At 40.2% G+C, this 19,208-nt stretch carries 20 protein-coding genes and 1 other RNA gene; 12 read left to right on the top strand and 9 right to left on the bottom strand.

Features of this window, described 5'->3' with window-relative positions:
- Positions 1 to 11: 11 nt before the first annotated feature.
- The 3 genes from MMO42_RS03595 to MMO42_RS03585 form a co-directional block, all read right to left on the bottom strand.
- Positions 12 to 1,229, bottom strand: coding sequence for an IscS subfamily cysteine desulfurase (locus tag MMO42_RS03595; protein ID WP_004807975.1), 1,218 nt, complete (start codon positions 1,227 to 1,229; stop codon positions 12 to 14).
- Position 1,230: 1 nt separating this feature from the next.
- Entirely contained in the window at positions 1,231 to 1,704 is a 474-nt protein-coding gene (locus MMO42_RS03590) for an Rrf2 family transcriptional regulator (protein WP_004807972.1), read from the bottom strand.
- Between the two features lie 107 nt (positions 1,705 to 1,811).
- On the bottom strand, positions 1,812 to 2,459 hold the full coding sequence (locus tag MMO42_RS03585) for a hypothetical protein (RefSeq protein WP_005293137.1): 648 nt from the start codon (positions 2,457 to 2,459) through the stop codon (positions 1,812 to 1,814).
- Between the two features lie 209 nt (positions 2,460 to 2,668).
- Here MMO42_RS03585 and MMO42_RS03580 point away from each other — a divergent pair, with 209 nt between their 5' ends.
- The 3 genes from MMO42_RS03580 (at position 2,669) to MMO42_RS03570 (ending at position 5,576) form a co-directional block, all read left to right on the top strand.
- Complete coding sequence (locus tag MMO42_RS03580; RefSeq protein ID WP_005152136.1) at positions 2,669 to 3,124, top strand: phasin family protein; 456 nt, start codon at positions 2,669 to 2,671, stop codon at positions 3,122 to 3,124.
- Between the two features lie 168 nt (positions 3,125 to 3,292).
- The gene (locus MMO42_RS03575; protein WP_004639426.1) at positions 3,293 to 3,565 is read left to right on the top strand and encodes an HU family DNA-binding protein; all 273 of its coding nucleotides are present in this window, start codon (positions 3,293 to 3,295) and stop codon (positions 3,563 to 3,565) included.
- A 139-nt stretch (positions 3,566 to 3,704) separates the two neighbouring features.
- Positions 3,705 to 5,576: a SurA N-terminal domain-containing protein gene (locus tag MMO42_RS03570; RefSeq protein ID WP_241319355.1), complete on the top strand. Its 1,872-nt coding sequence runs from the start codon at positions 3,705 to 3,707 to the stop codon at positions 5,574 to 5,576.
- A 63-nt stretch (positions 5,577 to 5,639) separates the two neighbouring features.
- On the opposite strand, the gene MMO42_RS03565 is transcribed toward MMO42_RS03570, so the two are convergent.
- Positions 5,640 to 6,494: a YbgF trimerization domain-containing protein gene (locus MMO42_RS03565; protein ID WP_241319354.1), complete on the bottom strand. Its 855-nt coding sequence runs from the start codon at positions 6,492 to 6,494 to the stop codon at positions 5,640 to 5,642.
- 323 nt (positions 6,495 to 6,817) lie between these two features.
- Between MMO42_RS03565 and ffs the strand changes: the two genes are divergently transcribed.
- Positions 6,818 to 6,914, top strand: an RNA gene (gene ffs, locus MMO42_RS03560) — signal recognition particle sRNA small type.
- 10 nt (positions 6,915 to 6,924) lie between these two features.
- Here the strand turns inward: ffs and MMO42_RS03555 are convergent.
- The 4 genes from MMO42_RS03555 to MMO42_RS03540 form a co-directional block, all read right to left on the bottom strand.
- Positions 6,925 to 7,407, bottom strand: a complete 483-nt coding sequence (locus MMO42_RS03555) for a regulatory protein RecX (RefSeq protein ID WP_005293144.1) — start codon at positions 7,405 to 7,407, stop codon at positions 6,925 to 6,927.
- Between the two features lie 40 nt (positions 7,408 to 7,447).
- Positions 7,448 to 8,494 (bottom strand): recombinase RecA, encoded by a 1,047-nt coding sequence (gene recA, locus MMO42_RS03550; protein WP_004807961.1) that lies wholly within the window; start codon positions 8,492 to 8,494, stop codon positions 7,448 to 7,450.
- A gap of 169 nt (positions 8,495 to 8,663) precedes the next feature.
- Positions 8,664 to 9,092, bottom strand: coding sequence for a S4 domain-containing protein (locus MMO42_RS03545; protein WP_241319353.1), 429 nt, complete (start codon positions 9,090 to 9,092; stop codon positions 8,664 to 8,666).
- Positions 9,076 to 9,780: an HAD-IA family hydrolase gene (locus MMO42_RS03540; protein WP_241319352.1), complete on the bottom strand. Its 705-nt coding sequence runs from the start codon at positions 9,778 to 9,780 to the stop codon at positions 9,076 to 9,078. The genes MMO42_RS03545 and MMO42_RS03540 overlap by 17 nt, the downstream gene beginning before the upstream one ends.
- An 11-nt stretch (positions 9,781 to 9,791) precedes the next feature.
- Here MMO42_RS03540 and MMO42_RS03535 point away from each other — a divergent pair, with 11 nt between their 5' ends.
- From MMO42_RS03535 to MMO42_RS03520, 4 genes are all read left to right on the top strand, one after another.
- Complete coding sequence (locus tag MMO42_RS03535) at positions 9,792 to 10,649, top strand: 3'(2'),5'-bisphosphate nucleotidase CysQ (RefSeq protein WP_241319351.1); 858 nt, start codon at positions 9,792 to 9,794, stop codon at positions 10,647 to 10,649.
- A gap of 51 nt (positions 10,650 to 10,700) precedes the next feature.
- Positions 10,701 to 11,432: a phosphoglycerate mutase family protein gene (locus MMO42_RS03530; RefSeq protein ID WP_005293157.1), complete on the top strand. Its 732-nt coding sequence runs from the start codon at positions 10,701 to 10,703 to the stop codon at positions 11,430 to 11,432.
- A gap of 200 nt (positions 11,433 to 11,632) precedes the next feature.
- Positions 11,633 to 14,698, top strand: a complete 3,066-nt coding sequence (locus MMO42_RS03525; protein WP_241319350.1) for a M66 family metalloprotease — start codon at positions 11,633 to 11,635, stop codon at positions 14,696 to 14,698.
- Between the two features lie 176 nt (positions 14,699 to 14,874).
- Complete coding sequence (locus MMO42_RS03520) at positions 14,875 to 16,137, top strand: hypothetical protein (protein ID WP_241319349.1); 1,263 nt, start codon at positions 14,875 to 14,877, stop codon at positions 16,135 to 16,137.
- Positions 16,138 to 16,184: 47 nt separating this feature from the next.
- Here MMO42_RS03520 and rpsT read toward each other — a convergent pair whose 3' ends face one another.
- Positions 16,185 to 16,451, bottom strand: a complete 267-nt coding sequence (rpsT, locus tag MMO42_RS03515; protein ID WP_004652997.1) for a 30S ribosomal protein S20 — start codon at positions 16,449 to 16,451, stop codon at positions 16,185 to 16,187.
- A gap of 213 nt (positions 16,452 to 16,664) precedes the next feature.
- Here rpsT and MMO42_RS03510 point away from each other — a divergent pair, with 213 nt between their 5' ends.
- The 4 genes from MMO42_RS03510 (at position 16,665) to MMO42_RS03495 (ending at position 19,131) form a co-directional block, all read left to right on the top strand.
- A complete protein-coding gene (locus MMO42_RS03510) occupies positions 16,665 to 17,330 on the top strand; it encodes an NAD(P)H-binding protein (protein WP_241319348.1) in 666 nt (221 codons plus the stop codon).
- 12 nt (positions 17,331 to 17,342) lie between these two features.
- On the top strand, positions 17,343 to 17,855 hold the full coding sequence (rraA, locus tag MMO42_RS03505; RefSeq protein ID WP_005293167.1) for a ribonuclease E activity regulator RraA: 513 nt from the start codon (positions 17,343 to 17,345) through the stop codon (positions 17,853 to 17,855).
- Between the two features lie 12 nt (positions 17,856 to 17,867).
- Positions 17,868 to 18,656: a glutathione S-transferase N-terminal domain-containing protein gene (locus tag MMO42_RS03500; protein ID WP_241319347.1), complete on the top strand. Its 789-nt coding sequence runs from the start codon at positions 17,868 to 17,870 to the stop codon at positions 18,654 to 18,656.
- Between the two features lie 121 nt (positions 18,657 to 18,777).
- Complete coding sequence (locus MMO42_RS03495) at positions 18,778 to 19,131, top strand: hypothetical protein (protein WP_241319346.1); 354 nt, start codon at positions 18,778 to 18,780, stop codon at positions 19,129 to 19,131.
- Positions 19,132 to 19,208 lie beyond the last annotated feature (77 nt).

Raw genomic sequence — 19,208 nt, 5'->3', positions numbered from 1 at the left:
GGTTCAATGAATTAGTGTTCAGCCCATTCAACTGTTGAAAGGTCGATACCTTCTTTGTACATATCCCAAAGCGGAGAAAGTTCACGCAATTTCTCAACTGCAGCTTTGGTAATTGTTAACACGTGATCAATATCAGCTTCAGTTGTGTATTTACCAAAACTAAAACGAATTGAACTATGTGCTAACTCATCAGATAAGCCTAACGCACGTAAAACGTATGAAGGCTCTAAAGTTGCAGATGTACATGCTGAACCGCTTGAAACAGCAACGTCTTTCAGCGCCATCATCAATGACTCACCTTCAACGAAGTTGAAGCTCACATTTAGATAGTTTGCAACGTTTTGAGTCGGGTGGCCGTTCAAGAACACTTGTTCAAGGTCTTGTAAGCCATTCCAAAGCTTGTCGCGTAATTTACGAATGCGCTCTTGCTCTGCTTGCATTGTTTTGCCTGCAATTTCAAAAGCTTCACCCATACCAACAATTTGGTGTGTCGCTAAAGTACCAGAACGCATACCACGTTCATGACCACCACCGTGCATTTGTGCTTTTAAGCGAACACGTGGGCTACGGCGAACGAAAAGTGCGCCAATACCTTTAGGACCATAAATTTTGTGACCAGAGAAACTCATCAAGTCGACTTTCATGGTTGAAAGATCAATTTCAACTTTACCTGCTGCTTGAGCAGCATCGACGTGGAAGAATGTTTTATTGGCACGTGTTAATTCACCAATTGCAGCAACGTCTGTTACGGTACCGATTTCATTGTTCACCATCATGAGGGATACAAGAATCGTATCTGGACGTAAAGCTGCTTTCACCATTTCAGGTGTAATTAAACCTGTACGTGGTTCTGGCTCTAAATATGTAATTTCGAAACCTTGTTCTTCTAGCTCACGGCAAGGATCTAACACAGCTTTGTGCTCGATTTTACTTGTAATGATGTGTTTGCCTTTTGAACCGTAGAACTGAGCAATCCCTTTTAATGCAAGGTTGTCAGATTCAGTTGCACCTGAAGTCCAGACGATTTCACGTGGATCTGCTTTAATTAAGTTTGCAACTTGCTCACGCGCATATTCAGCTTTTTCTTCGGCTTGCCAACCATAAGCATGTGAACGTGACGCAGGGTTACCAAAAGTTCCTTCGAACGTTAAACACTCCACCATACGTTCTGCAACTTCAGGCAGTACAGGAGTGGTTGCTGCGTAATCAAGATAAATTGGACGTTTCATGTCAAATACCTGTAACCGATAGAAGGGCTGAATCTAAACTTGGTGAATTCTGGCGTAGAGCAACAGTTTGAACGTTGTCACGCGCAATTAAGTCAGCAAGTGTGATTTTTGCGAGATAATCGGCAATATGGTGGGAGAGTTCTTGCCATAAGTCGTGCGTTAAACACATTGCACCATTCTGGCAGTTGCCTTTGTGGTCACAACGGGTTGCATCAACAGTTTCATTTACAGCTTCGATAATTTCTAGCACGGTGATTTCACTTGCAGTGCGCGCAAGGTGATAGCCACCATTTGCACCACGAACGCTTGAAACTAACCCATGACGTTTAAGTTTTGCGAATAACTGTTCTAAATAAGCGACTGAAATGGATTGGCGTGCTGCTATTTCCGCAAGCGTGATCGTTTGTTCAGTTGGCTGCAAAGCTAAATCAAGTAGAGCAGTCACTGCGTAACGACCGCGAGTTGTAAGACGCATGATTCGGTACACATGGTTAGACTAGATGTCTAAATTTTATGAATTCCGACTAAAATAGTCAAGTTTTAAATTGCCAATATCAGCGTGAAAAGTGAAATATATTGGAATTATTGTATCCACGTATTATAAACAAAAAAGGCAATGAAAATAAAGCTGAATACCGCGAAGCTAATATTAATCAAGCGTTGACGCTTTTGCAGGCGATGAATACGGTTTTGATATTGCTTTACTTCCACCAGTAAAGTGTTGATTTCGGTGCGTTGCTGATCGATTTTATCTAAAAGTGGGGCAATACGTTGCTGAGATGCAGCTGCTTCAGCTTCATCGTTAAATAGGCTAAACCATTGTTTCCAATTTGCAAAAATACTTGTGAGTGTGAGATGGGGGAGTAAGTCTAGAAATTCTTCTGCCAGTGCAGAGTCACCCAAGATACGCATATTGGTGATGCTACGCTGATTGTTAAACACAAAAATCTTAATCAGATCGATGAGTGTGCTATTAATTTCTAAATCAATGGTCCGATCGAGTGCTTTCATATCAAATAAAAGACCCTTTTCGGTAAATTGAATATAAAAATCGAAAAAAGGGATATAGCTATTGATTCGAATCGTCATGTTGCGATTGATCAATTTTTGGGCTTGCAGGCGTAATGCCGCATCGTGTGTAAGGATGAAGGAGAAAAAAGTTTCTAAAACAATGATGACAATGTTTAGCAACAAATGGGGATGTTTATGTCTTTGTTGCGTATCACTCATAGATCTCTTTTTCCTTACCAATAGCGTTGTGAAACAATATCGTCCGTAAACTTGAGTATCCTTACTCAATTGTTAAAAATAATTTACATGACTTTATTGCTTTGTAGAACAGTTTTTTAAAACGATCAAGTCTTAACTTTGATATTATAAAAACATTTTTATGGTTAAATACGACATACTGTTTGTAAAGTGCTTAGGAGCAATGGTCAATGGATAACTCAAATATAGAAAATCCTAACGAAGAAGCTGAAGTAAAAACTAAGCAAAAATCAAAGAGTTCTAAGAAATCTGCGCTGGATTTCAAAAAATATACACAACAAATTTGGCTTGCGGGTTTAGGTGCTTTTTCACGTGCAGAAGAAGAAGGAAATAAATTGTTTGACTCGCTGGTCAAGGTGGGAGAAGAACTGGAATCTAAAACGGTCGATTTCGCAGACAATACTGTCGGTAAGGTGACAGAGAAAGCCAAAGAGTCTGTGACAGATACCAAAGACAAAGTTGAGAAGATTCTGGATACCGGTGTGAATCATTCACTCAACCGTATCGGTTTGGTCACACCAAAGGATCTTCAGCACATCGAACAGCTTCTTGTACAGTTGCATATTAAGGTGGACGCTTTAATCGAAGAAAATAATCAATTGAAGGCCAAATTGAATAAAAAGTAAAAAAATGGCAGGTAACTCGTCTGTTTATGTCGTATTTCAGTATTTATTTTAATTAAAAGGTCTTTCTAGTATTGCGTTCTCCCCCAAAGCATTGCTATAAAGGCGTCATGGCCTTTTAAACTATAGCCTTGGATCTTAACAAACGATATTAAGAGGATATTTTTTATCATGAATAAATCAGAATTAATTGATGCGATTGCTGAAAAAGGGGGAGTGTCTAAATCGGATGCTGGTAAGGCACTCGATGCGACAATCGCGTCAATCACTGAAGCACTTAAGAAAGGTGACACGGTTACTTTAGTTGGTTTCGGTACTTTCAGCGTTAAAGAACGAGCTGCTCGTACAGGTCGTAACCCTAAAACTGGTGAAGAACTGCAAATCAAAGCAAGCAAAGTACCTAGCTTCAAAGCTGGTAAGGGTTTAAAAGATTCGGTTGCGTAATCTTTTTAAATCAATAAACGCACCATTTAGGGTGCGTTTTTTATTTATTGAATGAAAAAGTTAATTTGATCTTTATTCTCCATTCATTCGTCTTTGTTTTTCAGTTAAAATTGCCCCGAAATAAAATATTGGAATTCTTATGGAATCGTTTCGTACTCTCATTAAGGGTTGGCTTGGCAAAGTCCTGTTAGTTTTGTTTTTGACTCCTTTAGCACTTGTCGGTATAGAAGGGTATTTTAGTGGTAGCAATAAAGCAGACGTTGCGAAATCAGTAAACGGTCAAGATATTTCTAATAAAGAATTAGAAAGTGCAACCAAGAACTATAAAGATCAATATTTGTCATTGGTGAAAGGTGATGAATCTCTTTTAAACTTGCCTGTTATTCAGGAAAAAGCATTAGATGCACTTGTTGCGCGTAGTTTGTTGCAACAGCAAGCTGAGAAATTGGGTTTGACTTTAAGTGATGTGCAACTTGAGCAAATGTTAGCTCAACAGCCAAGCTTTCAAGAAAATGGTCAATTCTCTCAAAAATTATATGAAAACTATTTGCGCTCTGTTGGCATGACCAACCAAGCATTGATTGCCAGCTTACGCCAAGACCATGCACTTAAAATGATTTCTACATCATTGATGGATTATGCATTGGTGAGTAAGTCTGATGTGCAGCAGTTAGCGAATTTACAAACTGAACAACGTACATTGCACTTGGCAAGTATTAAGTTAGATGATTACAAAAAAGGTGTGACTGCTTCAAATCAAGAAATTGCAGACTACTACAACAAGCATAAAAATGAATTTAAGCAAGTTGCCAGTGTCGATGTTGATTATGTGGTTTTAACACCAGCATTATTGCCTAAAGCAAATCTTGCAGTGACTGAGGCAGATTTACAGCAGGCGTATACTGCTTTTGTAGATGAACAGAAAAAAGCAATTAAGCGTCAGGTTAAGCATATTTTAATCACCACTGATGCGCGTGATGATGCGGCTGCACAAAAACTTGCCAATGATGTCTATGCAAAAATTCAGGCTGGTATGACATTCGCAGACGCTGCTGCTCAGTTCTCGGATGATCCAACTTCGAAGACTCAAGGTGGTTTGGTTGAAGCTTATGCACCTGGTGCATTCTCGACAGATTTTGATAATGCAGTGAATGCATTAAAAAATGGTGAAATTTCGAAACCTGTTAAAACACAATATGGTTATCACATCATTGAAGCTGAATCGCCAATGGTAAAACTACCATCATTTGAATCAGAAAAAGCGCGTTTAACTGCCGAGGTTGAAAAATCTAAAGCAGCGAATTTATTCAGTGATACAGTCAATAACCTGAATGAAATGGTTGTTGGGGCTGATTCATTAGACGTGGTTGCACAGGAAGTGAAGGGTGCGCGTATTGAATCTGCAAATGATGTAACTTTAGCGACAGATAATCCATATTTAAGTGATTTGAGTGTTAAAGCGAAACTATTCAATGATGACGTGAAGAATGGCGATCGTAATGCTTCGTCAAACATTCAGTTGGCTAATGGCGATACGGTCTGGATTAAAGTCCGTAATTATCATGCAGCAGGTGTAAAACCTCTAGAGCAAGCGACAGCTGAAGTGAAAGCAAAGGTGATCGAAGCGAAAGCATATAAAGCAGCTCAAGCGAAAATTGCAACAATCCTTGCTGATTTTAAAATGCTACCAGCTGCTCAGGTTGTTGCAAAATCACAAGTCACTTTTGAAAATGCAGGTACATTTGCTCGTTCACAAGGTTTAAAACGTCCGATTGAGCGTGCAGCATTTAGTATTCCAGCGCCAAGCAAAGAAGGTTTATGGTCTGCGACGACGGCGAAATTGCCAAATGAATTGGTGATCGTTGCTGTTTCAAATGTAAATAGCAGTGTAGCTAGTACATTACCAGCAGAACAGTTGCAAGAGTTGAATAGGCTTTATCAACAGTTCCGTGGTCAGCAGGTGTTGGAAGACTATACTGAATACTTAAAATCACAGGCAAAGATCAAATAAGTTTGTTCTAAGCATAAAAAAAGCCAGTTTGTTTAAACTGGCTTTTTTTATGGGCGCTATAAATTATTTCTTCTGAATAAATTTAGCTTCTTCAGATTGTGGATATTGGCTGATTAATTTGCTTTTGTATTGATTTGCAAGGGCCGTATTTTTATCGACCTCTTTGGCAATGCTATACAACTGATAAACCGCACGAGATGCTTTTGCTGAGTTTGGATAGCGAGTCGCCACAATATTGTAGTTCTGCTTTGCAGCTTTATAGTCTACTGGTTCAACGGCTAGGTAGAATTCAGCAAGCCAGAAATATGCATTCCCCACATAAATACCATTCGGGTGATTTTTGATGAAGTTTTGCATCGGCTGGATGGCTTTTTTTGCACCACCTTGTTTGTATGCATCAAGCGCAACAGTATAGGCTGCTTTTTCTAACTCGATTTGATTGGTGGTATTGCTCGTTGTGGCGGTATTTGCAGGTGGTTGATCCGCAGCGGGCTGTGCTTTAGCAGGTGCTGTTTGTTGCTGCGCAGGCGCTGTCGGAGCGATTACAGGTGCTGCTGTCTCAGCATTGGCAGTTCCTGTTGCAGCTGTCTGATCTTGAGCTTCGGTATTTTCTTCTGGCGGATCAATTTTTTGTGACAGTAACTCTAAACGCTGATCAAGATCGGTATAGCGATTGGTCAATTCTTTTTTCAATTGCTCGATCGCATTGTCATGTTCTTCAAGTTGACCGCGTAATTTACGTATTTCTTCTTCAAGCTTCTGGTTCTTTTGCATGATTTCCCAGTTTAAACTAGGAGTACCAGCAACAACATTATTGGCTTGTTGTTGGCTCAAAGAGCGCGATTCAATTGGAACATTGGCATATAAATGCGCACTGCTGAGCAGGGCAATAAAAAGTACGGAATGCTTTTTTAGCATAAAAATTCATCCATAAGTTGAAATATAAAGCTGTGGTCGAACAAGCATCAGGTTTTACTTGCAACACACCAGATATAGATTTTTGATTAAGCCATTAAAACAGCAACTCATTTAAATGCAATAAGCATTTACAATCTTCAAGCACTTTTGAAGGAAAATGATGGGTTGTTGTTTAATGTTTGCACGCCTTGAAAGTAAATAGATAACAAATATATAGCGATTGATGAGGAATTAGGCAGTTGAACTGAAAACTCACTTAAAAACAGAGACAAGTCTTGCAACTCAGGCAAAAATCTCTATACTTTGTCAGGCAATGGTAGCCCTGCTGGTAGCTTCGCAATTGTACTCTACGAACCCCGCCAGGACCGGAAGGTAGCAACGGTAGTAGAACTATGATGTGCCGAAGTCATGCTGGTAGGGCTGCCACCATTTATTCCTCTTCGCTCGTTCGAGCAATCGCTTTCATAATTACGCCCATATCAAAACCACGATATTGTAAAAATCGAACTTGTTTTGCTTTGATTTTTGGGTCGGTTGCGACTTCTTCTCCAAATTTTTTAACTTTGAGCTGATAGGCTTGATCGAGCCAGTTCACTTCTTGAAGTTCTTCTACAATCAGCTCCGCATCCAGTTGTTTTGCTTTCAAAGCCTGTTTGATTCGTTGTAAACCTTTGCCTTTTCTAATTTGGCTGGCGAGGGTGAGTTCGGCAACGCGTTGATCGCTCTGATAGTTTTGTTGTGCTAACTCTTCAACAAGGTTTGCCACTTCATCTGGATTGATTGCATAAAGATTCAGTTTGGTAATTAATTCAGCTTTTGAATAATCACGACGCGTAAGCAGGGCAAAAGCATAAGAACGTAATCGTTGCCCAGTGAGCGTTTTGGGTTTCTCGGTTTGATCTGAATTAAACATACGTTCCTCATTAAAAAAACGCCCCGAAGGGCGTTTCAGTTTAGATTTCTAGTAAATCTGGTTCTTCTTCAATCTCATTTTGCGCTGCTTCATTTTTGTTCTTGGTGAGAAGCTGTTCACGAATGATTTTTTCAATTTCTTGAGCCATTAATGGATTCTCTTCGAAATGACGAATCACATTATTTTTACCTTGCCCAATTTTATTACCTTGGTATGAATACCAAGCACCTGCTTTTTGAACGATATCTTGTTGAACGGCTAAATCAACAAGCTCACCCAACTGGTTGGTACCTCGGCCGTACATAATTTGGAATACCGCTTCTTTGAACGGAGGCGCCATTTTATTTTTAACAACTTTAACGCGTGTTTCGTTACCTGTGATTTCATCGCCTTCTTTCACAGCACCGATACGACGAATGTCTAAACGTACAGATGCATAGAATTTAAGTGCATTACCACCAGTCGTTGTTTCTGGGCTACCAAACATTACACCAATCTTCATACGGATTTGGTTAATGAAGATCACCATACAGTTAGAACGCTTTGCATTACCTGTGATTTTACGCAATGCCTGACTCATCAAACGTGCTTGTAAGCCCATGTGTGAATCACCCATTTCGCCTTCAATCTCAGCTTTAGGTGTCAATGCAGCCACGGAGTCGACAACAATCAGATCAATTGCACCTGAACGAACCAACATATCAGCAATTTCTAATGCTTGTTCACCATGGTCTGGTTGTGAAACCAATAGGTTATCAATATCTACGCCAAGCTTGCGCGCATATTCAGGGTCTAAGGCATGTTCAGCATCGATAAATGCACATGTACCGCCATTCTTTTGACATTGTGCAATCGCTTGCAATGTCATGGTGGTTTTACCTGATGATTCAGGACCGTAAATTTCAACAATACGACCCTTAGGTAATCCGCCAATCCCTAATGCGATATCTAATGTTAAAGAACCTGTAGAAACAGCTTCAACTGCTAATACGGTGTTATCACCTAAGCGCATCACCGTATTTTTGCCAAATTGCTTTTCAATCTGACCTAAGGCAGCTTGTAGCGCTTTACTTTTATTATCATCCATCTCAAAACCTCAAAACTTTATTTCTTAACGACTAACCCAAGTGGATGTATTGAATCTCAACTTGTTGGGACTTGAGTATAGTGGCAGATTCTCGTTGTTTATTCTACATCTGATCTGTGTCTATGCGACACGAGATGACGCATCCAAAAATAGAAAATATCGATCTAATCTATTCATCATGATAAGACCAAGATTGGACATTTTCTTGCTTAAAACGATTGATATCACGACGATCTTTTTTACTTGGTCGGTGATCTGGTCGGGCTAGATTATGCAATTTTCGTTGTGAGGCATGCAACTCTCTACGCTCAATACTTTCTGTGGTTTCTTCATAAAGCAATTGGGCGGCAGGTGCGCCACCACGGACGGCAGAAAGTGCCTTCACAACCACCGTTTTTTTCTCAAAACCTTGTTGAATGGTCAGCTCCATTCCAATGCGGACATCTCTGGAGACTTTAACGCGATCATTATTGTGATGGACTTTGCCACCTTCAATTGCAGCTTTGGAAATCGAACGGGTTTTAAAAAAACGTGCGACCCAAAGCCATTTATCAATACGCATGCTATCCATGCTTGTTGCTTCATGCTGTTTTGGCATCTGTTACCTGTGTGTTGGTTTCAAGATAATCAAAGAGTTCAGTGAGCTGATCGAGTGCAGGGTACGGCAGTTCAGTTGAAAGTCTTGCTGGTTTATTGCTAGAAGGTTGAAGAATACTGAACAGTTGGGTGATACCAAAATCTTCTGCACCTTTTAGCACGGCAACGGTGTCATCAATAAAGACCGCTTGTGCTGGATCAAATGGATGTCGTTGCTGCAATTTTTGCCAAAATGCAACGTCCTCTTTGGCATGCCCGAGTTGTTCACTGCTGATCATAAGTTCAAAGTATGGGCTCAGTTCGACATTTTCAAGTTTAAGCTGTAGTCCAGCTTGATCTGCATTGGTCAGTAACCAGCAACGATAACCTAGGGCCTTCAGTTGCTGTAACAGTTGATGGCAACCTACACGAGCACGAATTTTTTCACGGTGTTCATATTGAAGTTGTAAGACATCGACTCCAACTTTAGCCGTCCAATACGCCGAAGAATACCAAGATAGTGTATGCTTATGTTGTTGGTAGAATTGAAAGAGTGTCTGTTGGCTTTGCTCAAGTGTGCATTGATGGACTTGGGCATGACGCTCTGGCAAACAATGATTCCAAATGAAATCATCAAAGGCTAAATCGAGTAATGTGCCGTCCATGTCAAACATGGCAATAGGCTGCTGCTGTAAATCTGAATATGACATAAGGTTGGTCTATGTTTATTAAAACGCTTGTCCCACAAGATCAGTTAATTTCTCAACTTGTTCCGATCATGGCGCAGGCCAGTCAAATATTGTTGGAAGAATACCAAAGTTATTGTGCAGGTTGCGAGTTTAATATTCAGGAAAAAAGTGATGATTCACCTGTCACTCAAGCAGATTTAAAAGTAAATCATTTTTTATTAAAGCACTTAGCGACAGTTACGCCGCAATTACCCGTATTATCTGAAGAAAGTGATTATTCAGCGCGTACGGCATGGCAACGCTGCTGGATGCTTGATCCATTAGATGGCACCAAAGAGTTTATTCATGAGCGCGATGAATTCACAATTAATCTAAGTTTGATTGACGGTCACCAGACCATATTTGCCATTATTGCAGTGCCATGCGAGCAGGTCATGTATATCGGACATACCTCACAATTACCTTATAAATATAGTTTTAGCCGACAAGAATGGTTCCAATATCAGCTTGAAGATCATGATCTGGCGGCTCCGCTGCAAATTGGTTTAAGCCATAATAGTAAAAATCCAAAGTATAAAAACTTTATCGAGCCGATCTTACAGAATCGTCAGGTAGAGCGTCGTGAAGCAGGCAGTGCTTATAAGTTTTGTATGATGCTGGAAGGGGAAATTGATATTTACCCTCGTTTCCATCCAACCTCAGAATGGGATACCAGCTCAGGACAAGCTTTGCTTGAAAGTATTGGTGGTGGCTTGATGACCTTGGATGAAAAACCTTTTCTCTATAATCAACGCGAGACGGTGTTGAATGGTGGCTTTATCGCTTATCGTGATCAGCATTGCAAAAATATTGCATATGATGCGCTAAGCCGTTCTGGCATTTTAGATTGAGAGTTATATGGCTCATGCTATAGTGAGTTAAATTAAAGTTTGTATGTGAATATGACTCTGCACTTATTGCCCAAAAGTATGTTTGAAGCAATTGATTTACTTCCTGATGCTTCAACACCTGTGACTTTATTTACGCGCCACTCTTTACGTGAATTGGTGAATGGGCAGGGTTTGGCTGGCTATGATTTGCAGCTGACGGAACAAGGTCGTGATCTGGCTTATGCATGGGGTGAATATCTCATCCGCAATACGGATCGTGCCATTCAACATTGCATTTCCAGTCCGATACAGCGCTGTGTCGATACAGCTGCCTTAATGATTGAAGGTGCAGACGAGACGCGTAAAGCAGTCAATACACATCAAATTGAAATTGTTGAGCAACGTTTATTGGTTGAGCCAGGTAGTTTCGTTTTGGACATACAGCAGGCAGCGCCTTATTTCCGTAAACAGGGTGCGCTAGGTTTTATTAATAGTTTTGTGAATAATGCTTTGCCAGGCATGAAACATCCCATTACTGGTGTCTTTGATGTATTGGAATTGCTTTATCATACCCATCCGACACAACAGAATGGCCTCAGTTTGGCGGTAAGCCATGACACGATTCTTGCTGCCATTGTTGCGGTGATTTCTGGTAAAAATCAAATTGAACAAACAGATTGGCCAGACATGATGGAGGGTTTATTTGTGTGGTTTGAGGGGGAGGATTTTGGGAGTAGCAAGTTAAAATGGATTTGGCGCGGCAAGCGTGAAGAGTTAATCATTCAAGATTTTAAAAAATTATAAAATAAAAAATAAACTAGGATTTAGACATATAAAAGTCGCTTTTTTATCTAAGCTGCTGTGTTTTCTTGTTTTTTAAAAATTAATCCCCCTTTGCAGTTTTAGCTGATAGTATATATAAATACATGATTTATATTAATTTTAACCAATTAACTTAATTTTTCATTAACGATAATTTATCAAGTTTTTCTTGGGGAAATGTGATGCAATTACAACTTAAACATTTAACAGTTTGTTTGTTATCAATCATGCTGGTCGCTTGTGGCGGCGGTGGAGCGGACCATTCAAATACAACCAATAATACTGAACCGCCTAAAAATGATAATACAACTACAGGTGGAAATATAACTGCAACCCCTGGTGATGGAACCAATGAATTACCAGGTGATGGTTCACCTGAAACACCAAATAATGGTTCAGGGAATACAGTACCTGAATTACCGAATACCGGTAATAACGGCTCTGACAACACTTTGCCAGAGGTACCAAATACGGGCGGCAATACTTCTGGGAATATCACACCTGAAATACCAAACGGTGGTAATACTGGTTCAGGAACTACCATACCAGAGACACCGAATAATGGTTCTGGGAACACAACACCAGAAATACCAAATAATGGCAATAATGGTTCAGGCAATATTCAGCCAGAAACACCGAATCAAGGTGGGGGTAGCAGTACAGAAACACCAACTATTCCTCCTGTGATGGAAAAGTATCCTGAACCACGTAAAGACTTAATCGATGAAACGGTATTGGGCTTTTATGATTACGATAAACTTGGGCTACCAAGATTATTACGTAATGATTTGAATGGCAGTTTTGCTGCCATGTTGCAATTTGCACAAAGTCATGTGGTCAATCCTAAAAATAATGAAAAAGATTCAATGCCACGGTTAACCACAGAAAAAGATGCATTGCTGCTGGTAACACCATTGGCAGAGATGGGTGATCTAAAAAAACTACAAGTTGAAATTTATCAAGGCAATCAATTGCTCAGAACTGTTAAGTTGAAAGAGCCGTCGAGAATAGCAGCTTCTGATCAGTCAAATACCGATGGACGTCCACCTGTTAGCTACTCGAAAAGAGCGTGGACGGTTGCATTAAAGTGGAGTGAGATTCGTGCAGGTTTACATCTTCGAGTGATTGATCCACTGAATAATCGTAGTGGTGATTTAACTGCGGACAATATTGATTTAGCCGCGCCGGGTGAATTGGTGGTACAGAATATTCGTTTGGGTTTATTAACCGATCCGCCAAAGTCAACAGGTCATTATATGTTGCTTGAACCTGCAAAGGCAGGCACAGATTATTTCCAGACTATTCCTGCTGCTCGGATGATTGTCACCAAATACGATGATTTAAAGCTGAATAAAGTCATGGTGGCCAGTGGTGTCATTTATGATGCGGTGAGTGCTACCACAGGCGATGTTTATAGTGGTGATATGCGCGAAAATACCGCTAAATCGACCTTTGGTGTAGGTATTAACTTGGCCAATTGGGGAATCACCAGTGCCTCAATGGCGAGTCAAGAACAACCACAAATCACTCAAAGTGTTGTAGCACATTATGCACGCGGCAAATATAGCAATGGTGAGGCAACTCATGGCTTAAGCGGTGGCAATGGCATGCTGACCCTGATTGATTCAGTGGGCAATGAATTTAGCCATGAGATCGGCCATCACTATGGGCTTGGACATTATCCTGGTTCAGTTGGGGATAATATGTTTTGGGCCGCGCATCATGCGGATAGTGGTTGGGGTTATATTGCTTTTAGAAATAAAATGCGCGGTAACCTCAATTGGACCAATACCAGCCTAGGCGATGGTGCAAATGGTGTACCAAACTTCCTGAACAAGTATGCCTATGGCTGGGATGCGATGTCGGGCGGCGCAACAGCAAGTAGTATTTCTAAATATACCCATTACACAGGGCACAGTACTTATTTAAAAATTCAGCCAGCATTTGATCGTTACGTGTGGGATGCCAGTTCACCAACAGGCTATAAAAAATGGAATGCAACAACACGGGTGATGGAAGTTGCGCAGCCTAAGACGCCAAATTCAAGCAATGTTTGGTATAACCGAGCTGATGGCAATTATTTGAAACCAAGAATGTTTGGCGTGCCTGTGTATACGATTTTGGGTGGATATGATCCTGAAGCGCAGGTTGGCCTGATTTATCCTGCGGCGAAGGGGAACTGGGGCAATGTATTTGACCTGCCACAAGGCAATCCAAATGCGACGACAGCAAATTGTTGGTTGAATGTGAAGTTTGCCAGTGCAAGCCAAAATATCGCTTTAGCACCACAACGTATGAATGCCAATAGCAATGCCAATAAGTTCCATGTCAATCTTGCGCAAAGTGAAGCACCGCAGCAAGTGAATCTGTATTGTAAAAAAGCCAATCAAGCAGCGGTATTGCTTTCTAGCATGTCGATTCCCTTAAATACGGTGGCTTTAGCGCCAGCGGTTGAGATTGGTAAAGAGGCGGAATACTCAGCCCTGAGAACAATTGAATTGCCACAGTTAGAACAGGCTTTACTCGATAATAAAAATAAGGCAGTGGTAAATCTTTCCCCTGAATCTAAGCTGCTGTTTGATTCATACCGAACTTTTAAAGATCAACTAACAGTAGATGCCCAAAATGAAATGGTGCGTTATACCCAACAGCAAATTAAGCTGTATCGTTTAAATCGCTGGATCAATGTATATCGTTCAGACCTCACCAATTTAAATACCGATGCATTAAATGCATTTCATGCCTTTATAGAAAAGCTGGAACTGAAAGGTGATCTGAATGTTGCATCAAGTACAAGTCTGATGAATCGAACCAATTGTTTAAAAGCCGAGAAATTGGGTAATGGGCAATTGAATGCATTTATTAGTGGAGCGACAGGTTGTGTGGGTGATGACTCGGAGAAGTGGGTATATGATGCTTTGGGTAAAATTCATAACAAGCAATATATTGATCAATGCTTAACTACTACAGCAGGAAATGTGATTAATTTGCTGCCATGTAGCAGTGCAAGCAGCCAGATATGGGAAACTGATGCAGTTACACAGGCAATTAAGCAGTCGAATCAGTGTTTTGATTTGGAAGGTGGTTATTTAAGTAATAATCGTGCACGTTTAATCCGCTATCGTTGTACTAATGGGGCCAACCAAAAATGGAGCATTCCTGTGATGAATAATAGTCTGGTGCTGGCGGGTTTATCGGCGAAGAATTTAGCAGTGGCAACCAAGGTGTTGGCACAAAACCCTTCATAATTTTATCTGAATGTCATAAATTGATGATATGAAGCTCTTCGGGGCTTCATATTTTTTATCTGGAATAGATTTTTGCTAAGGTTAAAAAAATAATAAAAGTGTACTTTTAAAATGTATGAATTTTCGTCATGATATGGAAATAAAAAGCGAAACTTGACGCATAATTGGATAAAAAGATGTTATTAAACACAATTTATTTATGGGAGCCTGAAATTTTTACAGGCAAAGTCCCCGCAGAAGATGATTCACAACAAGTTGCTTTTGAACTTCATCAGCAATATCGCAATATTTCTACGCATGGTAAAACCCTTCAGGCTTGGTTGGATCTTTTTTCAGACAAAATTTGTGATCCGCAATATCAACTCTACTTTTCCGAACAGACACAGCAGTGGGTGCAGGGAATTAAGGATCGATTTTCTCAGGGTTTATGCGCTAGTGTGCAACTTGATGTTTTAGAGCATGAAGCACAAAACGATGCGGTTTATCGGGTGTTTTATGAGACCGTTCATGAAACGGGAATTGGTTTTTATGAACCAAATTATAATGTGTGGGCAATTGGTGAGCTGCAATCGCCTGAAAATGCAGTTTCAAATATGTTGCAGCCGTATTTATTAGAACCTTTAAAAATTAAAGTGCTTGAATCAATTGCTGAACCCAAAAAGCAACTTAATCATTTTCAAACACCACAAAGCATGCCAGAAGCGGAGCAGTTGATTAGCCAATGGTTTGAACAGCAAAGTTATACTCAGCATTTAAAGCTAGACGTATTTAACGTTGCGCATGATTTTATTTCAAATTGGGGCAATATTGGTCGACCTGAATTGGCGTTAGATACGGGCTATCGGTGCTTTTTGTTAACCCAAAAACAAGTTGGTATTTTTTACCAACTCAAAATGGTACTCAGAAAATTAACAGTCAGTCCGATGTTGTCTTTCGCAATAGATTTTACCGATCGTTTTATTCCTGATCAATTGCAACAGCAGTTACCTGAACGTTTGATTTTTCGTCTGCGTTCGATGGATGTACATAAAAGGATAGGATTGAAAAACAATGCTGAGCCTCATTTTGCATTGACGGGGCGTTGGGATACGCCAACAGATATTCAAGATTTTTTCACCAATCTGGATGCTTATATCGAGTTTATTTTTTCAAATCTGGGGCAAGGTCGATTGGAGACATTACAGGCGTGGGCCTATGGTGATATGCCATCGGGTATTCAGATTGATTTGGATTTTCGTTTTGAGTTGATGATGCTGGCATTAAGCCAAGATCAGTTGTATTTGCAGCAACGTTATCAATATCATAAGGGGGTATTGATGCAGAGTAATGCTCGAGCAAGTGATTTGGGGTTGTTGGAGGAGAGTTATACGTTGTGCCAGAAGTTGCTCAAGATTGTGACAGAGGCGGGAACAGGTTTACAGCCTTATGTGAAAAATTAAAGACAATAAAAAAGCCCGAAAATTCGGGCTTTTTTATATGCATCAAATTAGTTAGCTAATGCTTTAACTTGAGCGTTTAAGCGGCTCTTATGACGAGCAGCTTTATTTTTGTGGATAATGCCTTTATCAGCCATACGGTCGATAACTGGAACAGCAGTTTTATAAGCTTCTGTAGCAGTAGCATAATCACCAGCAGCAATTGCATTTACAGTACGTTTGATGTATGTACGAACCATAGAACGCAAGCTTGCGTTGTGTTTACGTGCTTTAACGTTTTGACGAGCACGTTTTTTAGCTTGAGCAGAGTTTGCCACTCGTGCACTCCTTGAAAATAAGTTGGTCTGGGCGGGCTGAAGTTAAAACCAATAAAACATTAGCAACATTCACCAGCCCGTAAACAAGTGCCATATTTTGATGAAACTAAGCCCCGAAGTCAAGTCTTGTGATACTTTTAAGTACATTTAACAGGTGATAATGTTGCAAGAAACCGTTACATTAGCATTAGACATTGATTGGAATAAATAAAAATGAAAACAGGTGATAAAAAGGCAATCGTCATCGGTGCGACAGGACTGGTGGGTCAAGCATTGATTGATGAGTTACAGCACTCAGATGACTTCGATGTGGTGACTGTGGTTGTCAGAAAAAATTCAGATACATTAAAAGCTTACAGTAAAGTTAATCAGCTGGTTTTAGCAGATTTCCTACTGTTGAATGACGAAGATGTGAATGGTTATACACATGCATTCAGCTGCTTGGGAAGCACCATAAAACAGGCAGGATCGAAAGACGCATTTTACGCGATTGATTATGAAATTAATGCTCATTTTGCTGATTTAATTCAGGATAAAAATATTCATTTATTAGTGGTGAGCGCGTTGGGGGCGAATGCTAATTCACCAGTTTTTTATAATAAAGTGAAAGGTGAGTTAGAAAACTACCTAAAAAGCTTGTCAATTTATAAGCTATCGATCTTTCAGCCGTCATTGTTAATTGGTAAACGTAGTGAAGTAAGGGTTTTGGAAGACATGGCTCAAACCATTTTTAAGCTGGTTGAAAAGACATGGACCAGACCGTTTAAACTTAAACCTGTAACAGCTGAGCAATTGGCGCATACTATGTTGTTTGCAGCACAAACGCAGACGGCTGCATTCAAACTCTATGACAATTTAAGCATACAACAAAGCAAATAATGGAGAATTTCAGTGACAACGATCCCTTTCGTAACGTGTGATTTGTTAGATGATAATCCTGAGAAAAACCTGCAAGTGGTCATACCGTCATTAGATGGTAAATTCTTTAAAAGTTATGGTGCACGTAAGACCTTTGGCGGGCAAGTGGTCACTGTAAAGTGTTTTGAAGATAACTCTCGTGTGAAAGAACTCTTGGCAACCGATGGTACGGGTAAAGTATTGGTGGTTGATGGTGGGGCGTCAATGCGTTGTGCTTTGATGGGGGATTTGATTGCTGAGTCTGCGGTGAAGCATCACTGGAATGGCGTAGTGATCTACGGCTGTGTACGTGATGTTGATGCACTTGCAGAATTGGATCTAGGCGTACATGCATTGGCTGCAATCCCGCAAAAAAGTAATCGTAAAGGCATAGGTGAAGTCGATATCACACTGTATTTTGGCAGCGTAACGATCAATTCTGGCGATTATCTGTATGCGGATAATAACGGCATTGTGATTGCAAAAGAAAAATTAGTCGACTGCTAAAAGGATAGCGCTATGCTGAAAATGGTGAACCATCAATTCAAGGTTTTACAATCTGTGCTTGCAAGTGTGATTGAAGGTGGGCGGGGCGTCTCAGGTACGCCATTTCCAAACCAACCTGCAAAAGCACTCAAGCTGTATGAATTCGAAGGTTCTCCGTTTTGCCGCCGTGTCCGTGAAGTGATCACCTTGTTGAATTTGGATGTAGAAATTTATCCATGTCCTAAAGGCGGGCAAAAATACCGCCAGATCGTAAAAGAAAAAGGTGGGAAACGACAATTTCCTTTTTTAATTGATGAAAATACGGGTGATCAGTTATATAAATCACAGCAGATTATTCATCATTTGTTTAAACATTATGGAAAAACAGGACAAACGCCGAAGAAGTTTAGTCACTATCCGAAACTTCCTTACGTATCTGCTTTAGCGACTGTGGCCAATGCAGCGCGTGGCGTATGGATTAATCAGCAGATTGTTGAGCGCTCAGCGCCAGCACAGCTCTTAGAGTTATGGAGCTTTGAGGCGAGCCCTTATACACGTCTAGTGCGTGAAGTTTTGACGGAATTAGAACTACCCTATATTTTGCATAATGTGTCTAAAGAGCGTTGGCAGGACATGGGGCCAGCAGTATTGCGTTTAAAACCAGGTAAGTATATTCCACTGCCAAATGGCAAACGTGAAAAGGTGGTTGAGGTGATGGGGCGAGATATTCAGGTTCCATATTTAGTTGATCCAAATACAGGCGTGAAAATGTTTGAATCTGCCAAGATTGTTGAATATTTAAAAACGCAGTATGGAAAGTAAATGTTGAGAAAGCATCTTTTAAAAAGATGCTTTTTTTATAGCGAGTTATCACGTGTAGGTTGCTTGATTGGCATCTTTAGCGGTTTAATATCAGCGAAAAATAGAGTGATGTGATCGATTAATGCTAAGTCAACTGACCAACCTATTCAAAAGTTCGAAAGAAACACCAGAGCAGTTATTTTTAAAAGAGTATGCTTTGAGCTTTGATGCTGAACAAGGGCCGATTCTGAATGGGGCGGTGCTGAATGAATTAGGATTTCGTTTGGAATATTTCTCAAACCGAAAATTAGATCGATTTGATGATTTAGAAAAGCTGTTTCGGATTGCACTACAAATTAATGAAAAGATCGATTTGGAAATTCATTCACAACGTTTTGTGGAGCGATTGGGCAACACTGAGGAAAACCTTATAGAGCTCAAGCACGCGATTAAAGTTTTAAATGATTATTATGTGAAGTTTAAACGGGCGAGATAGTTTAGCTTTAAGCCTGAATTGATCAATATATCTTCATATTAACTAACATTAGATAGGCTGGCTTTGCTCTTGCATTT

It is taken from the genome of Acinetobacter sp. ANC 3882, from assembly GCF_022549545.1.
GTDB lineage: Bacteria > Pseudomonadota > Gammaproteobacteria > Pseudomonadales > Moraxellaceae > Acinetobacter.
The sequence above is the reverse complement of the archived record's forward strand: the minus strand, read 5'-3'. Positions and strand labels throughout refer to the sequence as shown.

Coding starts and splice junctions, on each gene's coding strand:
- MMO42_RS03545 (WP_241319353.1), bottom strand. CDS start 9,092: ATGCCAAAACAGCATGAAGCAACAAGCATGGATAGCATGCGTATTGAT.
- MMO42_RS03565 (WP_241319354.1), bottom strand. CDS start 6,494: ATGCTAAAAAAGCATTCCGTACTTTTTATTGCCCTGCTCAGCAGTGCG.
- MMO42_RS03570 (WP_241319355.1), top strand. CDS start 3,705: ATGGAATCGTTTCGTACTCTCATTAAGGGTTGGCTTGGCAAAGTCCTG.
- MMO42_RS03495 (WP_241319346.1), top strand. CDS start 18,778: ATGCTAAGTCAACTGACCAACCTATTCAAAAGTTCGAAAGAAACACCA.
- MMO42_RS03525 (WP_241319350.1), top strand. CDS start 11,633: ATGCAATTACAACTTAAACATTTAACAGTTTGTTTGTTATCAATCATG.
- recA (WP_004807961.1), bottom strand. CDS start 8,494: ATGGATGATAATAAAAGTAAAGCGCTACAAGCTGCCTTAGGTCAGATT.
- MMO42_RS03585 (WP_005293137.1), bottom strand. CDS start 2,459: ATGAGTGATACGCAACAAAGACATAAACATCCCCATTTGTTGCTAAAC.
- MMO42_RS03595 (WP_004807975.1), bottom strand. CDS start 1,229: ATGAAACGTCCAATTTATCTTGATTACGCAGCAACCACTCCTGTACTG.
- MMO42_RS03580 (WP_005152136.1), top strand. CDS start 2,669: ATGGATAACTCAAATATAGAAAATCCTAACGAAGAAGCTGAAGTAAAA.
- MMO42_RS03555 (WP_005293144.1), bottom strand. CDS start 7,407: ATGTTTAATTCAGATCAAACCGAGAAACCCAAAACGCTCACTGGGCAA.
- MMO42_RS03575 (WP_004639426.1), top strand. CDS start 3,293: ATGAATAAATCAGAATTAATTGATGCGATTGCTGAAAAAGGGGGAGTG.
- MMO42_RS03590 (WP_004807972.1), bottom strand. CDS start 1,704: ATGCGTCTTACAACTCGCGGTCGTTACGCAGTGACTGCTCTACTTGAT.
- MMO42_RS03530 (WP_005293157.1), top strand. CDS start 10,701: ATGACTCTGCACTTATTGCCCAAAAGTATGTTTGAAGCAATTGATTTA.
- MMO42_RS03500 (WP_241319347.1), top strand. CDS start 17,868: ATGCTGAAAATGGTGAACCATCAATTCAAGGTTTTACAATCTGTGCTT.
- MMO42_RS03520 (WP_241319349.1), top strand. CDS start 14,875: ATGTTATTAAACACAATTTATTTATGGGAGCCTGAAATTTTTACAGGC.
- MMO42_RS03540 (WP_241319352.1), bottom strand. CDS start 9,780: ATGTCATATTCAGATTTACAGCAGCAGCCTATTGCCATGTTTGACATG.
- MMO42_RS03510 (WP_241319348.1), top strand. CDS start 16,665: ATGAAAACAGGTGATAAAAAGGCAATCGTCATCGGTGCGACAGGACTG.
- MMO42_RS03535 (WP_241319351.1), top strand. CDS start 9,792: ATGTTTATTAAAACGCTTGTCCCACAAGATCAGTTAATTTCTCAACTT.